Origin of the sequence: Streptomyces sp. NPDC006265, assembly GCF_040613555.1 — a bacterium.
GTDB lineage: Bacteria > Actinomycetota > Actinomycetes > Streptomycetales > Streptomycetaceae > Streptomyces.
In genome coordinates, this window is the sequence record NZ_JBEXSH010000146.1 from 1 (window position 1) to 13,655 (window position 13,655).

13 protein-coding genes and 2 pseudogenes are annotated in these 13,655 nt (G+C 71.2%); 5 read left to right on the forward strand and 10 right to left on the reverse strand.

What is annotated here, in order from left to right; genetic code table 11:
• Positions 1–50: 50 nt before the first annotated feature.
• On the reverse strand, positions 51–1,307 hold the full coding sequence (locus ABZ281_RS14770; protein ID WP_356655503.1) for a MurT ligase domain-containing protein: 1,257 nt from the start codon (positions 1,305–1,307) through the stop codon (positions 51–53).
• Between the two features lie 158 nt (positions 1,308–1,465).
• On the opposite strand from ABZ281_RS14770, the gene def reads away from it, so the two are divergent.
• Positions 1,466–2,005, forward strand: coding sequence for a peptide deformylase (gene def, locus ABZ281_RS14775; RefSeq protein WP_356655505.1), 540 nt, complete (start codon positions 1,466–1,468; stop codon positions 2,003–2,005).
• Between the two features lie 73 nt (positions 2,006–2,078).
• On the opposite strand, the gene ABZ281_RS14780 is transcribed toward def, so the two are convergent.
• A complete protein-coding gene (locus tag ABZ281_RS14780) occupies positions 2,079–2,723 on the reverse strand; it encodes a TetR family transcriptional regulator (protein WP_356655507.1) in 645 nt (214 codons plus the stop codon).
• 172 nt (positions 2,724–2,895) lie between these two features.
• On the opposite strand from ABZ281_RS14780, the gene ABZ281_RS14785 reads away from it, so the two are divergent.
• Positions 2,896–4,122: an acyl-CoA dehydrogenase family protein gene (locus ABZ281_RS14785; protein WP_356655509.1), complete on the forward strand. Its 1,227-nt coding sequence runs from the start codon at positions 2,896–2,898 to the stop codon at positions 4,120–4,122.
• Here ABZ281_RS14785 and ABZ281_RS14790 read toward each other — a convergent pair.
• The 3 genes and pseudogenes from ABZ281_RS14790 to ABZ281_RS14800 form a co-directional block, all read right to left on the reverse strand.
• Positions 4,119–4,640 carry a cupin domain-containing protein gene (locus ABZ281_RS14790; protein ID WP_356655511.1) on the reverse strand — a complete coding sequence of 174 codons (522 nt, stop codon included), beginning with the start codon at positions 4,638–4,640 and terminating at the stop codon, positions 4,119–4,121. The genes ABZ281_RS14785 and ABZ281_RS14790 overlap by 4 nt on opposite strands.
• Positions 4,641–4,647: 7 nt before the next feature.
• Positions 4,648–5,863, reverse strand: a pseudogene (locus ABZ281_RS14795) (cytochrome P450).
• Position 5,864: 1 nt separating this feature from the next.
• Complete coding sequence (locus tag ABZ281_RS14800) at positions 5,865–6,974, reverse strand: type III polyketide synthase (protein WP_356655525.1); 1,110 nt, start codon at positions 6,972–6,974, stop codon at positions 5,865–5,867.
• Between the two features lie 126 nt (positions 6,975–7,100).
• On the opposite strand from ABZ281_RS14800, the gene ABZ281_RS14805 reads away from it, so the two are divergent.
• On the forward strand, positions 7,101–7,766 hold the full coding sequence (locus ABZ281_RS14805; protein WP_356655513.1) for a transcriptional regulator: 666 nt from the start codon (positions 7,101–7,103) through the stop codon (positions 7,764–7,766).
• Here the strand turns inward: ABZ281_RS14805 and ABZ281_RS14810 are convergent, their stop codons facing one another.
• The 5 genes from ABZ281_RS14810 to ABZ281_RS14830 all read right to left on the reverse strand — a co-directional run bounded on the left by ABZ281_RS14810 (position 7,767) and on the right by ABZ281_RS14830 (position 12,518).
• Positions 7,767–8,003, reverse strand: a complete 237-nt coding sequence (locus ABZ281_RS14810) for a DUF6213 family protein (RefSeq protein WP_030835344.1) — start codon at positions 8,001–8,003, stop codon at positions 7,767–7,769. It abuts the gene before it with no gap.
• A 25-nt stretch (positions 8,004–8,028) separates the two neighbouring features.
• On the reverse strand, positions 8,029–9,414 hold the full coding sequence (locus ABZ281_RS14815) for an NADP-dependent succinic semialdehyde dehydrogenase (protein WP_356655515.1): 1,386 nt from the start codon (positions 9,412–9,414) through the stop codon (positions 8,029–8,031).
• 76 nt (positions 9,415–9,490) lie between these two features.
• Complete coding sequence (locus tag ABZ281_RS14820; RefSeq protein WP_356655517.1) at positions 9,491–9,949, reverse strand: NUDIX domain-containing protein; 459 nt, start codon at positions 9,947–9,949, stop codon at positions 9,491–9,493.
• Positions 9,946–11,484 carry an ATP-dependent DNA ligase gene (locus ABZ281_RS14825; protein ID WP_356655519.1) on the reverse strand — a complete coding sequence of 513 codons (1,539 nt, stop codon included), beginning with the start codon at positions 11,482–11,484 and terminating at the stop codon, positions 9,946–9,948. Before ABZ281_RS14825 ends, ABZ281_RS14820 begins: the two co-directional genes overlap by 4 nt.
• A 29-nt stretch (positions 11,485–11,513) precedes the next feature.
• Complete coding sequence (locus tag ABZ281_RS14830) at positions 11,514–12,518, reverse strand: NAD(P)/FAD-dependent oxidoreductase (RefSeq protein ID WP_356655521.1); 1,005 nt, start codon at positions 12,516–12,518, stop codon at positions 11,514–11,516.
• A 76-nt stretch (positions 12,519–12,594) separates the two neighbouring features.
• On the opposite strand from ABZ281_RS14830, the gene ABZ281_RS14835 reads away from it, so the two are divergent.
• Together ABZ281_RS14835 and ABZ281_RS14840 are read left to right on the forward strand one after the other, a co-directional pair.
• A complete protein-coding gene (locus ABZ281_RS14835; protein ID WP_356655523.1) occupies positions 12,595–13,167 on the forward strand; it encodes an XRE family transcriptional regulator in 573 nt (190 codons plus the stop codon).
• Between the two features lie 117 nt (positions 13,168–13,284).
• Positions 13,285–13,655, forward strand: a pseudogene (locus tag ABZ281_RS14840) (NADPH:quinone oxidoreductase family protein); the annotation flags it as partial.

The following is a 13,655-nucleotide window of genomic DNA, read 5'->3' on the forward strand; positions in this document are numbered from 1 at the left end:
CGGTGGTCGGCGATCTCGACGCACGGCCCCCATTCGGTGCACAGTTCTCCCTACGTACTCGTCAGTAAGTCCGCCCTCTCCCCTCCGAGGAGCCGCTGGAACGCCGTGTAGTTGGCGATGACCTCGATGCGCCCCTGCGGGCACGCCGCCACGGCCTGGTCGAGGTTCTCGTAGACCTGGAAGTGCTGGTCGGCGACCTCCAGGCGCACCGCCAGGTCCAGCCGCCGGTCGCCGACGACGCAGATCGGGTGGCCGGTCAGACGCGTGTAGTCGACGTCCCACAGCCAGGAGGTGTCGGTGCCGTCGGCGCCGCGCGCGTTCACGGAGAGGATGACCGGCGTGGGCGGCGGGTCGATCAGGGAGAACGTCTCCAGCCAGCCGGCCGGGTTCTTCGCGAGCAACAGTCGCAGGTCACGGCCCTGGAACTGGACGACGTCGTAGCGCCCTGCCACCGCCTGCACCTGGTACATGCGCTCCAGCGCGACCTGAGGCGGCACCCCGAACACGGCGGCGACGGCGGCCGAGGAGGCGGCGTTGGCCTTGTTGGCGCGGCCGGGCAGCTGGAGGTGGATCGGCCAGGCCGAGCCGTGCGGGTCGAGGACGTGGTCGTCGGAGAGCGCCCAGCTCGGCATGGGACGGCGGAAGCCGCACTCGCCGCAGAACCAGTCGTCGCCCGGGCGCTGCATGACGCCACCGCACGACGGGCAGGACCAGGCGTCGTCCTTCCACATCTGCCCGGCTGCGACCCAGATCACATTGGGGGAGGACGACGCCGCCCACACCACCAGCGGGTCGTCGCAGTTGGCCACGATCATGGCCTTGGAACCCGCGAGTCCCTCCCGCCAGTTCTCGGCGAGCATGCGCGTCTCGGCGGCCCGGTCGAGCTGGTCGCGCGAGAGGTTGAGCAGGGCGATGCACTTCGGGGCGGTGTCCCGGGCGACGCCGGCGAGGTACTTCTCGTCGACCTCGATGACGCCGTAGCGGGCGTCGGAGCTGCCGGCGAGGGCCGAGGTGATACCGGCCGGCATGTTGGCGCCGAGCGCGTTGGAGACGACGGGGCCCGCCGCGCGCAGTGCCTCGGCGATGAGCCGGGTGGTGGTGGTCTTGCCGTTCGTCGCGGAGACCAGGATCACGTCCAGGTGCTGGGCGAGCCGGGCGAGGAGGTCGGGGTCGAGTTTCAGCGCGACCCGGCCGCCGATCACCGAACCGCTGCCGCGCCCTGCGGCGCGCGATGCCGCCGCGACCGCCTTGCCCGCGGTCACGGCCAGCTTGGCCCGCGGCGAGAGCGGGTCCGAGTTGCCTGCCATCAGTTCTCGATCCTCCTTGCGTACGCGCCGCGCCTTGAAGCCTGACGGCCACGTGGTGTGGACCTCAGCCTATCGAGATCCCTTCGCACTCCCGAACCGCGGCACTGTGGCGAACTCGTGTGGGAGACGCGGACCGACAGGACCTTACTCTTGCCGCCATGCGACAGAGCTCCATCCCCGGCGCCCACGGCCGCGTGAGACCCCTCACCCTGCACGGCGATCCGCTCCTGCACACGCCTTGCGCGGAGGTCACCGACTTCGGCCCTGAACTGGCCCGACTCGTCGAGGACTTGTTCGCGACCATGTACGCCGCCCAGGGTGTCGGCCTCGCCGCCAACCAGGTCGGCGAGTCCCTGCGGGTCTTCGTCTACGACTGCCCGGACGACGAGGACGTCCGCCACGTGGGCCATGTGATCAACCCCCGACTGACCGAAAAGGACGGCGTGGTGATCCGGGGCCCGGAGGGCTGCCTGTCCCTGCCGGGCCTGGAAGCGGGCACGGAACGCCACGACCACGCGGTCGTCGAGGGATTCACGATGACCGGCGACCCCGTCACCGTCCACGGCACGGGCTTCTTCGCCCGCTGCCTGCAACACGAGTGCGACCACCTGGAGGGCCGCATCTACGCGGACCACCTGACGGGCTGGCGCCACCGCAGACTGATGCGCCAGGTGGCCAGGGCTTCATGGCGCCGGTGAGGGTGACCGGCCTTCTTGAGGAGCGGGGAACTGCGCGAGCAACCGTCACCGGTCCGCACACGACGAACGAGGGTCAGAACCCCGGACCGCCGACCCGATCCCCCGCGGCCGCAAGCCGCCCCCACAGCAGATCAGCCAGACTCCGCACCAACTCCGCACGAGAGCAGGGCCGTTCCCCCAGCCACCAGTCCCCGGCCGCATGCATCATACCGACGATCCCGTGCCCCCACACCCGCGCCAGCTGCTGCCCGCCCGGCCCGAGATCCAGCCGCTCCTCGATGACCTGCGCCAGCTCCTCGCCCATCCGCCGCAGCAACGGCGCACTGTGCTTGCCGACATCGAAACCATGATCGCCCGGCTGGCTCCCCTCCGCCGGGTGCATCAGGAACCGGTACACCTGAGGCCGCGCCTCGATCGCCGCGAGGTACGTGTCCAACGTCGCCTCGACCCGCTCCCGTCGGTCCGCCGGCGCGTCCAGCGCCGCCCGCAGCGAGTCCAGCAGTGCGTCGGTGTGCCGCATGGCAAGGGCCGCGTAAAGTCCGCCCTTGTCGCCGAAGTGCCGGTAGAGAATGGGCTTGGTGATGCCGGCTTCCGCCGCGATCGCGTTCATCGAGGCCTGCGGGCCGTCGCGCAGCACCACTCGGTCGGCGGCCTCCAGCAGTTCACGCCGGCGGCGGTCGGCGGACCGTTGCTGATCGGTCCGCTGCGTGGTGTCCATGGTCTCTCCCCACCCGTGCTGTTTCGGTGACGCCTGCGCAAACTAACACTGAAGCATGCCCAGGACACCGAACGGGTGCCGACCGGTCGGTAGGAGTTGACTTCGACTACCCGCCGGTAACAGACTGGTGTTACCGTAAGTAACATGCATGTGTGCCGCTGGAGGGGACGACATGGCCGAGTTCACCATGGAGCTCAACGACGAACAGAAGGAGGTCCGGGACTGGCTGCACGGCTTCGCGGCCGATGTGATCCGCCCCGCGGCCGCCGAATGGGACGAGCGTGAGGAGACTCCCTGGCCGGTCATCCAGGAGGCCGCCAAGGTCGGCATCTACTCCCTGGACTTCTACGCCCAGCAGTACTTCGACCCGACCGGCCTCGGCATACCCATGGCGATGGAGGAGCTGTTCTGGGGCGACGCGGGCATCGCCCTGTCCATCGTCGGCACCGGCCTCGCCGCCGTCGGCGTCCTCGCCAACGGCACCGAGGAGCAGATCGGCACCTGGATCCCCCAGATGTACGGCGACGCCAACGACGTCAAGGTCGCCGCATTCTGTTCCTCCGAGCCCGACGCCGGCTCCGACGTGGCCTCCATGCGCACCCGGGCCGTGTACGACGAGGCCAAGGACGAGTGGGTGCTCAACGGCACCAAGACCTGGGCGACCAACGGCGGAATCGCCAACGTCCACGTCGTCGTCGCGGTCGTCGACACCGAGCTCGGCTCCAAGGGGCACGCCTCCTTCATCGTCCCGCCGGGCACGCCGGGTCTGGCCCAGGGCCAGAAGTTCAAGAAGCACGGCATCCGCGCCTCGCACACCGCCGAGGTCATCCTCGACCACGTGCGCGTTCCCGGCTCCTGCCTGCTCGGCGGCAAGGAGAAGCTGGACGAGCGGCTGGCCCGCGCGCGGGAGAAAGCGAAGCAGGGCGGGGAGCGGGTGAAGAACGCGGCGATGGCCACATTCGAGGCCTCGCGCCCGGCGGTCGGCGCCATGGCGGTCGGCACCGCACGGGCCGCCTACGAGGTCGCCCTCGACTACGCGAAGACCAGGGAGCAGTTCGGACGGCCGATCATCGGCAACCAGGGCGTCGCCTTCCAGCTGGCGGACATGCGGACGTCCATCGACGCGGCCCGGCTGCTGGTGTGGCGCGCGTCCTGGATGGCGGTCAACGGCAAGCCGTTCACGGCGGCCGAGGGCTCGATGTCCAAGCTGTTCGCGAGCGAGACGGCCAAGAAGGTCACGGGCCAGGCGATCCAGATCCTCGGCGGCAACGGCTACACCCGGGAGTACCCCGTCGAGCGGATGCACCGCGACGCGGCCATCTACACCATCTTCGAGGGCACGAGCGAGATCCAGCGCCTGGTCATCGCCCGCACCCTCGCCGGTGTGCCGATCCGCTAGCGATGTCTGAGCGGCGTCAGCTGCTCGATGTCGTAGCGCGCCCGCAGTTCCCGGATGGCCGCGTGGTCCGGCGGGCCCCCGCCGGCGAGGATCTCCAGCAGTTCTTCGAAGTACCGCTCGTGGTCCGGCGGCGGGCTCGCCTGGAAGAACACCTTCGCCGGAGAGTCCGTCGGGTTGGCGAAGGCGTGCGGGCACCCCGGGGGTACGACGATCACCGTTCCCGGTGTCGCCCGTACCACCCGGTTGCCCGAAGCGGACTCCCACCTCTGCCAGTGGTCGGGAGTGCGGATCCGCGGCTCGAAGGCGAGGACGTCCAGCTCGCCTTCGAGCACGTAGAACAACTCCTCGCTGCGCGTGTGCACATGGGCGCCCACGTCGAAGCCCGGCGGCACGACCACCTCGAACGTGGACGCCGTGCGGGAGTGCGTGCCGGTCACCTTGAAGGTGACGCGCTGCGCGGGGGTCTCCATGATCCGGCCCTGGCCGGGCGGGACGAGCAGCCCCTCGGTCGCCGTCATCGCCGCCTCACCACGTCACGGAAAGGGCCTCGGGCCCGCGGATCAGCGTGCCCGTCCTGAACGGCACGTCCTCGGCCGGGACGGCGAGCCGCAGGCCCGGTACCCCGTCGAGGGACGCGTCCACCAGGAGCTCCGACTCCAGCCGGGCCGGCATGCCGCCGGGGCAGCAGTGCGGGCCGAAGCCGAAGGAGAGGTGCGGGTTCGGGCTGCGGCCGACGTCGATCGCGTCCGGGTCGGGGAAGACGTCCGGGTCGCGGTCGGCCGCCAGGTACGACACGTAGATCGCGTCGCCCTCCCGGATCCGCAGGTCCTGGAGCTCCACGTCCTCCAGGGCGATCCTGGACAGCCCGACGGCGTTGCCGTGGGGAATCCAGCGCAGCGGTTCGTCGACGGCCCGGGGACGGATCTCCGGTTCGGCGCGCAACCGGTTCGGCGAGCTCGGGGCGGGTCAGCAGGACGAAGAACAGCCGGCCGCTGTGGCCGGTGACCGCCTCGCCGCCGATCTGAAGGAGGACTGCCAGTGCGACCGCCTCGTCCAGGGTGACCTCCCCGCGGCCCACAGCGGCGCCGAGCAGGGAGGTGACGTCCTCGCCCGTGCTGCCCTCGCGCAGCCCGATGAGGCCGGAGAAATAGGCGCTCATCTCCCTCTTGGCCCTCTCGCCGACCTCGGCGTCGTGCGAGGGGGACAGGATCTGCCGGGTCCAGGTGTGCATGCCCTGCCGATCGGCCGCCGGGACGCCCATCAGCTCGCAGATCACCGCGACAGGGAAGGGGCCGGGCACGGCCTCGGTCAGATCGACGGGCCAGCCGTCCTGCAGCATCTCCTCGACCAGTTCCGCCAGCATGCGGCCGGACTTCTCGCGCACTCTCTCCACCCCGCGCGCCGTGAACGCGGCGGCGACACTGCGGCGCAGCCGGGTGTGGGCCGACGGGTCCAGGAACCCGACCGTGCCAGGGGCCGGGACGAAGTGCGGGGCCGGCCGGGTGACCTGCCGGTCCACGACGGCCTCGCGGCTGAAGCGCGGGTCGTCGGTCACGGCCCGCACATCGTCGTAGCGGGTCACCAGCCAGGCCCAGCCCTCACCGTCGCGCCGTGTGACGCGGGTGACCGGGCCCTCGTCCATCAGCTCGCGCAGCACCGGGTCGAAGTCCGTGCCGGGCAGGTCGGCCGCGCGCCAGTCCCGGACCGGGGGCAGGGCTTCGAAGATCGTCTCTTCGCTCATGTCACATCGTCTCGCCCGGGCTGTGCCAGCGGCCCAGCGCCATCTCGGCGGTGATACCGGGACCGAACCCGGCGAGCAGCCCGCGCGCCTCGTCCCCGGGGCCGCCCTCGTCGAACAGCCGGCGCAGCGCGTCCAGGACGACGGCGCTGGCGATGTTGCCGTACTCGGTGAGCGTGGCCCGGCTGAAGCGGAAGGCGTGCGGGTCGACCTGCAGGAAGGTGCTGAGGTCGTCGAGGATGCGGGGGCCGCCCGCGTGGACGATGTAGAAGTCCAGCCCCGAGGCGTCCCAGCCGTGGTCACCGGCCAGGTCCTTCAGCACCGGTGCGAGCGGCTCCATGGTCGACGGGACCCGCTTGTCCAGCAGGAAGTGGAAGCCGGTCGCCTTCACGTCGTACATGATCCAGTCTTCGGTCTTGGGGATCAGGTACGAGCCGTTGCGTTCCAGGCGGACGCCCTCGCCGCCCCGGCCGCGGACCACGGCGGCGGCGATGCCGTCACCGAACAGGCCGTTCGACAGCAGCGAGCCGACGCCGATGTCGGTCGGCTGGTAGCACAGCGAACAGAACTCGCAGGCCACGATCAGCACGTTGGCCTCGGGATACGCCGTGCAGAAGTCGTGGGCACGGTTGATCGCCGCGCCGCCGGCCGCACAACCCAGCTGAGCCACCGGCAGCTGACGGGTGGTCGGGTCGAAACCCATCTCGTTGATCAGCCACGCGGTGAGCGAGGGCATCATGAAACCCGTGCACGACACGTAGATGATCAGGTCCACCTCGGTGGTGAGCAGCTCCGCGTCGTCCAGCGCCCGCTGCACGACCGCGGGCACCCGGGCCTTCGCCTCGGCCTCGTAGAGCTTGTTGCGGTCCTCGAAGCCGGGGTGTTTCAGCGTTTCCTCGATGGGCTGCACGATGTGCCGCGTGCGCACACCGGTGTTCTCTATCAGCCGGAGAGCCAGCGGCAGTTGGGAGTGGCCGGCGTGGCGCTCACGCGCCAGCTCCAGCGTCTCCTCCATCGTGATCACGTGCTCTGGAACGGACACCGAGGGTCTGCACAAAGTCGCCATGAACCGTGCCTGCTTTCGCCTCCCGGACGGCCCTTCGGCCCCGGTCAGAAGGGGGTTCACCACAAGGGTGGTCCACCCACGATCACCCGCCCGTTCGCCGACTTCGCGCCGGACTACTCCGTATCAGGGATGCCGTGCCAGGCTCGTCCCGGCACTTCGACGACGGAGGACGCGATGACGCACCCGGCCCGGGACCCGCTGGAGACGACCACCGCGACCCTCGCCCCGGACCCGCGGGCCAACCCCCTCGTCCCCCGGATCGCCGACGGCACGGCTCCCCTCACCACCCTCGCCGCGCTCGCCCTGGAACAGACCTGGGTGATTCCCGCGGACCGCAGGGCGTTCGAGTTCCTGGCGGCGCGCGGCGAAGCGACCGACCCGCAGGCCGCGGGCTTCTTCACGGCACTGGCCGGGGGCGAGACGCTGGCGGGTGAGCGACTGACGGCGTTCACCCGAGCGTGCGGAGTGGACGCGTCGGGGGAGGCGTCGTACGAGCCCCTGCCCGGCTGCCAGGCATACCCCGCCTACGTGGCCTGGCTGGCCCTGAACGCCTCACCGGCGGACGTGGTCCTGGCGCTGACGGCCAACTTCTGGGCGTGGGGCGGCTATTGCGCGACGATCGCGACCGCGCTGCGCGAGCGGTACGGCTTCACCGACGAGGCCTGCGCCTTCTTCGACTTCTTCGCGCAGCCGGTGCCGGAACTGGACCGGATGGCGGTGGCGGCGGTGTGGGAGGCTCTGGACACCGGACGCCTCGACGAAGAGCGAGCACACACGTATGGCCGCCTCCTGCAGAACTACGAGGCGATGTTCTGGAACGCGTTGACTCGAGTGCCCTGACTACGTCGCAGTCCCACTGCTGTGCGCGATACAGGCCACGTCGATGCGATCGGCCAGTTTCGCCAGCTCGATGGCCAACTCGGCAACCGTGTCCTCGTCCAGCCCCGACTCCCCGCCCTCCACGAGCCGCACCCACCGACCCCCCACCGTCCGCAAGAGCTTGCTGACATCCGCCGCAGACACCTGCAGGGTCCCGCGGTCGTCGACGATCAGAGGCAGAGTCACTTCGCGGTTCACAGACGGGATCGTAGCCCCGCAACACTCACGCACCATGCCAAACAGTGGTGATGTTGCAGAACTCGCGGATTCCGTGCCCGGACAGCTCACGTCCGTACCCGGACCGCTTCACCCCGCCGAACGGGAACGCCGGATGGGAGGCGGTCATGCCGTTGAAGAACACCCCGCCGGCCTCCAGATCCCGTACGAACCGGTCGACCTCCTCCTCGTCCCGCGTCCATACGTTCGAGCTCAGCCCGAACGGAGAGTCGTTCGCGATCAGTACGGCCTCGTCCAGGTCGGCCGCCCGGTACAGCGTGGCGACCGGACCGAAGGCCTCCTCCCGGTGGATCCGCATCTCGCGGGTGACACCGGTGAGGATCGACGGCGTGTAGTACCAGCCGGGCCCGTCCGGCCGTTCGCCACCGCACAGCACCTGCGCCCCACTGCGTACCGCGTCGTCGACCAGCTCCTCCAGATCGCGCAGCCCCCGCTCGCTGGCGAGCGGCCCGACCTCGGTGCCGTCGGCCATGGGGTCGCCGACCTTCAGCGCCTTCATGCCTGCGGCGAACCGCTCGGCGAAGGCGTCGTAGACGTCGGTGTGCACGATGAACCGCTTCGCGGCGATGCAGGACTGCCCGTTGTTCTGCACCCGCGCGGTCACCGCGACCTTGGCGGCCCGGTCGATGTCGGCGGAGGGCATGACCACGAACGGGTCGCTGCCGCCCAGCTCCAGCACCGTCTTCTTGATCATCTCTCCGGCGGTGGAGGCGACCGCGCGGCCCGCCGGCTCGCTGCCGGTGAGCGTGGCGGCCCTGACCCGCTCGTCGCGCAGGATCTCGTCGACCGCCCCGGAACCGATCAGCAAGGTCTGGAAGGTGCCCTCGGTGAAGCCCGCCCGATGGAAGAGATCCTCCAGGTAGAGGGCGGTCTGCGGGACGTTCGAGGCATGCTTGAGCAGGCCCACGTTGCCCGCCATCAGCGCGGGCGCGGCGAAGCGGATCACCTGCCACAGCGGGAAGTTCCACGGCATCACCGCGAGCACCGGACCGAGCGGCCGGTAGCGGACCCGTACGCGTGAGGCGCCGGAGTCCTTCACGTCGGAGTCGGCGGGTTCCTCGTCGGCGAGGAGTTCCTCGGCGTGGTCGGCGTACCAGCGCATCGCCTTGGCGCACTTCGTCGCCTCGGCCCGGGCCTGCTGGATCGGCTTGCCCATCTCGGTGGTCATCACGCGGGCGATGTCCTGCTGGTCCTCTTCGAGGAGGTCGGCGGCCCGGTGCAGCAGCCGGGCGCGCTCGTCGAAGGTCGTCGTCCGGTACGTGCGGAACGTGGCCTCCGCGAGCTGGAGCCGGCGCTCGATCTCCTGCTCGCCCATGGCCTCGTACGTCTTGAGCGTCTCGCCGTTCGCCGGGTTCACCGTTGCGATGGGCATGGATGACCTCCCTCGGAGCGGGCTGTGTCTCGACCTTCCCGCGCGGCGGAGGGGACCGCAACGCGGGAGCGTCTCCTCAGGGCGAGTGCTCCGCCAGCCGGTCGAGAAACGCCGCCTGCGCCTTGACGATCACCGAGCGGGCCCGGTCCAGACCGAACCAGGCCACCCGGTCCAGCTCGGGGAACTCCTGGAGCCGCCCCGACTTCGGCGGCCACTCCATCCGGAAGGTGCCGGGCGTGATGGTCGCCGGGTCGAGGTCCGCCCGGATCGCCCACACCGTGACGATCTTGCCGCCTGTCTGCCGCACCTCGCCGAGGTCGATGGCCTCGCCGTCGGGCGGGGGCAGCCCGACTTCCTCCTGGAATTCGCGGCGCGCGGCCTCCCAGGCGGGCTCGTCCGGCTCGTACTCGCCCTTGATCACGGTCCACGCCCCGGCGTCGCGCCGGGCGAAGAACGGGCCGCCCATGTGGCCGAGCAGCACGTCGAGGCCGTCGTCGCCGGGGTGGAAGAGCAGCAGGCCGGCACTGCGCTTCACGGCCTCACCCCCGGGTGCGCGGCGAGCAGCGTCTCGACCGTGTCGGCGTCCTCGGGGCGCTTGTCCTCCCGGTAGCGAACGACGCGGGCGAAGCGGAGGGTGACGCCGGCCGGGTAGCGGGTGGAGCGCTGCAGCCCGTCGTAGGCGATCTCGACCACGAGTTCGGGGCGGACGGTCACGACGTGGCCGTTGTCGTCGACGGCGAGCTGCCGGAGGCGTTCGGTCTGCCAGGTGAGCATCGTGTCGGTCATGCCCTTGAACGTCTTGCCGAGCATGGCGAGGCCGCCGTCGGCGGTGCGGGCGCCCAGGTGGAGGTTGGAGAGCTTGCCGGTGCGGCGGCCGTGGCCCCACTCGGCGGCCAGGACGACCAGGTCGAGGGTGTGGACGGGTTTGACCTTCAGCCAGGACGCCCCGCGCCGGCCCGCGCTGTAGGGGGCGTCCAGCGCCTTGGTGACGACGCCCTCGTGGCCGCGTTTCAGCGTCTCGGCGAGGAACTCCTCAGCCGCGGGCGTGTCGTCCGGCCCGGACACCAGGGTGCGCCGCACCCGCATGGGCTCGGGCACCAGCCGGGCCAGCTCGGCGTGCCGCTGAGCGAAGGGCAGGTCGAGCAGGTCGTGGCCGTCGACGGACAGCGTGTCGAAGAAGACGGGGGAGACCGGCACGGCCCGGGCGGCCGTCGCCACGTCCGTGCGGGAGCCGACGCGGCCGGCGGTCTCCTGGAACGAGCGGGGGCGCCCGGCCTCGTCGAAGGAGATCACCTCGCCGTCCAGGATGAACCGCTCGCCCCGCAACTCCAGTGCGGCGGCGCTCACTTCGGGCAGCCGGTCGGTGATGTCGTCGAGGGTACGGGTGTAGAGCCGCACGGTGTCGCCGTCCCGGTGCACCTGGACGCGGATGCCGTCCAGTTTCTCCTCGACCGCGCAGGCGCCGAGCTTGTCCACCGCCTCGGCCACCGAGGAAGCGCTGTGCGCGAGCATCGGCCAGACCGGACGGCCGACGGTGAGACGGAAGCGGTCCAGAGCGGCGGGCCCGTCCGCGAGCAGGGCCTGCGCGACCGTCTGAAGGGAGCCCGCGAGCATCACGGCCCGCCGTACGTCCGCGGGCGGCGCCCCGGTCGCCTGGGCCAGCCCTTCCACCGCCACGGCGTCCAGGGCGCCCTGCCGCACCTCGCCGGTGAGCAGCCCGAGCAGGAACCGCTGCTCGTCCTCGGTGGCGGCGCCCATCAACTCCCCGACCAGCCGGGCCCGTTCCGCCTGCGAGCCGGGGCCGGACACCTTGGCGAGCTCCGCCAGCCGGGCGTCCACGTCCCGCACGGTCAGGCCCGGCTCGACTGCCGGATCGACCGGGCGGCCCAGAACCTTCCAGCCGACGCCGATCCGCCCCTGCGGCAGCCGTCCCGCCAGGTATGGGATGACGATCGGCACGTCCTCGGCCTCGGCGTCCCGGAAGAGCTCCGCGAGCAGGGCCGTCTTACGGGACCGCGCCGAGGTGGCGGCGACCTCCTGGGACACTCGGGCCAGCCGGTGCAGCAGCATGCAGCCATGGTGCACCGGAGGCGGTGCCTCTACACCTGGGCGGCCGCGTCGAGGTCGGACATCAGCAGATCCCCGACGATCGCCGACGCCGCCCGGTATCCGCCGCTGGCCGCGTGCACGACCTGCTCGGCGAAGCCGATCGCGTTGCCCGCGGCCCACACGCCCGGCACCGTCGTCAGGCCGGTCGCGTCGACCACCGGGTACGCACCGGACGGCGTGTCGTGCAGCTCGGCGCCCAGCCGCTCCAGCAGGCCGGTCTGCGGAACGGCCCGCGGGGCGGTGAACAGCACCGAGCGGGCGTGGGTGGTACCGTCCGCGAGCCGGACGCCGGTGAGCCGGTCGTCCTCGACCACCAGCCCCGCGACCTCCCCGGGCACCACCTCCACCCCGGCCGCGGCCAGCCGGCGCAGATCCTCGTCGGACAGCTCCTCCTCGGCCACCGTGTGCAGGAAGAACCGCACGTCCTTCGACCACTGGGACACCATCAGCGCCTGGTGCACACTCGCCGGGCTCGACGCCAGCACCCCGAACGGCTGGTCGCGCACCTCCCAGCCGTGGCAGAACGGGCAGTGCAGCACGTCCCGGCCGAACCGCTCGGCGACCCCGGCGACCTCGGGCAGCTCGTCCTTCAGCCCCGTCGCGACGACCAGTCGCCGGGCCCGTACGGTCCGGCCGCCGGCCAGCATCACGGTGAAATCCTCGCCCGGCGCCACGGTGAAGTCCTCGTCCTGGGCTTCTGTGAAGGCTCTGCCCTGCACCTCGGTGAAGTCCTCGCCCCGCGTCACCTCCTCCACCACCCGGTCCCGGACGAGCTCCACGCCGTAGCGCGCGATCTCCTCCCGGGCGAGCGCCAGGAACTCGGCGGGCGGCATGCCGTCCCGCGTCAGGTAACCCTGCATGTGCGCGGCGGGCGCGTTGCGCGGCTCGCCCGCGTCGACCACCAGCGTGGGGTGCCGGGCCCGCCCCAGCACCAGCGCCGCGGACAGGCCCGCCGCACCCCCGCCGATGACCACCACTGCGTACTTCTCGGTCATGTGACCACCTCCGCTGCCGAGCGTCGCCCGGCCCTGCGGGATTGACAAACGCCTTTGCCGAACCTGCAATACGGCCATGACGACGGACGAGGTACTCGCGGGCGTGGGCCCCCGGCTGCGGCAGATGCGCAAGGACCGGGAGGTGACCCTGGCGGCGCTCTCCGAGACCACCGGCATCTCCGTCAGCACCCTCTCGCGGCTGGAGTCCGGCCTGCGTAAACCCAGTCTGGAACTGCTGCTGCCCATCGCGCGCGCCCACCAGGTGGCGCTGGACGAGCTGGTCGGCACCCCGGCCGCCGGCGATCCGCGTGTGCGGTCGAAACCGATCGTCATGGGTGGCCGCACCCACTGGCCCCTCACCCGCCGGCCCGGCGGCCTGCAGGCCTACAAGGTCCTCGAACCGAAGCGCAGGCAGGAGCCGGATCCCCGCACGCACGAGGGCTACGAGTGGCTGTACGTACTGTCCGGGAAGCTGCGCCTGGTGCTGGGCGAGCACGACGTGGTGCTCTCGGCGGGGGAGGCGGCCGAGTTCGACACCCGGGTGCCGCACTGGTTCGGGTCGACGGGGGAGGGGCTCGTGGAGTTCCTCAGCCTGTTCGGACCGCAGGGCGAGCGGATGCACGTACGAGCCCGGCCGAAGGGCGCGTGACGTACAGGAGGCCTCTGTGCGGGACTTTGCCCGGAGACTGTTCCCTGATGGGCAAGCGACCGCTTAGTATGCGGACAGACCCCGGTCAGACGAAGCAGTCCCCCGTGGAGGCCCCGCATGCAGGCATGGCAAGTGCACGAGAACGGCGAGCCGGGCGAGGTGATGCGGCTCGAGGACGTGGAGCCGCCCACGCCCGGTGACGGCCAGGTCCTGCTGAAGGTACGGGCGGCCAACATCAACTTCCCGGACGCCCTGCTGTGCCGCGGCCAGTACCAGGTCAGGCCGCCGCTGCCGTTCACCCCGGGTGTGGAGATCTGCGGCGAGACCGAGGACGGCCGCCGGGTGATCGCCAACCCGGCGCTGCCCCACGGCGGCTTCGCCGAGTACGCCGTCGCGGACGCCGCCGCGCTGCTGCCCGCGCCGGACGCCCTCGACGACGCCGAGGCCGCGGCCCTGCACATCGGCTACCAGACCGGCTGGTTCGGTCT

Bases quoted from the DNA above. Each gene is read 5' to 3' on its own strand.
- ABZ281_RS14770 (WP_356655503.1), bottom strand. From the start codon at position 1,307: ATGGCAGGCAACTCGGACCCGCTCTCGCCGCGGGCCAAGCTGGCCGTG.
- ABZ281_RS14835 (WP_356655523.1), top strand. From the start codon at position 12,595: ATGACGACGGACGAGGTACTCGCGGGCGTGGGCCCCCGGCTGCGGCAG.
- ABZ281_RS14825 (WP_356655519.1), bottom strand. From the start codon at position 11,484: ATGCTGCTGCACCGGCTGGCCCGAGTGTCCCAGGAGGTCGCCGCCACC.
- def (WP_356655505.1), top strand. From the start codon at position 1,466: ATGCGACAGAGCTCCATCCCCGGCGCCCACGGCCGCGTGAGACCCCTC.
- ABZ281_RS14805 (WP_356655513.1), top strand. From the start codon at position 7,101: ATGACGCACCCGGCCCGGGACCCGCTGGAGACGACCACCGCGACCCTC.
- ABZ281_RS14785 (WP_356655509.1), top strand. From the start codon at position 2,896: ATGGCCGAGTTCACCATGGAGCTCAACGACGAACAGAAGGAGGTCCGG.
- ABZ281_RS14830 (WP_356655521.1), bottom strand. From the start codon at position 12,518: ATGACCGAGAAGTACGCAGTGGTGGTCATCGGCGGGGGTGCGGCGGGC.
- ABZ281_RS14790 (WP_356655511.1), bottom strand. From the start codon at position 4,640: ATGACGGCGACCGAGGGGCTGCTCGTCCCGCCCGGCCAGGGCCGGATC.
- ABZ281_RS14815 (WP_356655515.1), bottom strand. From the start codon at position 9,414: ATGCCCATCGCAACGGTGAACCCGGCGAACGGCGAGACGCTCAAGACG.
- ABZ281_RS14780 (WP_356655507.1), bottom strand. From the start codon at position 2,723: ATGGACACCACGCAGCGGACCGATCAGCAACGGTCCGCCGACCGCCGC.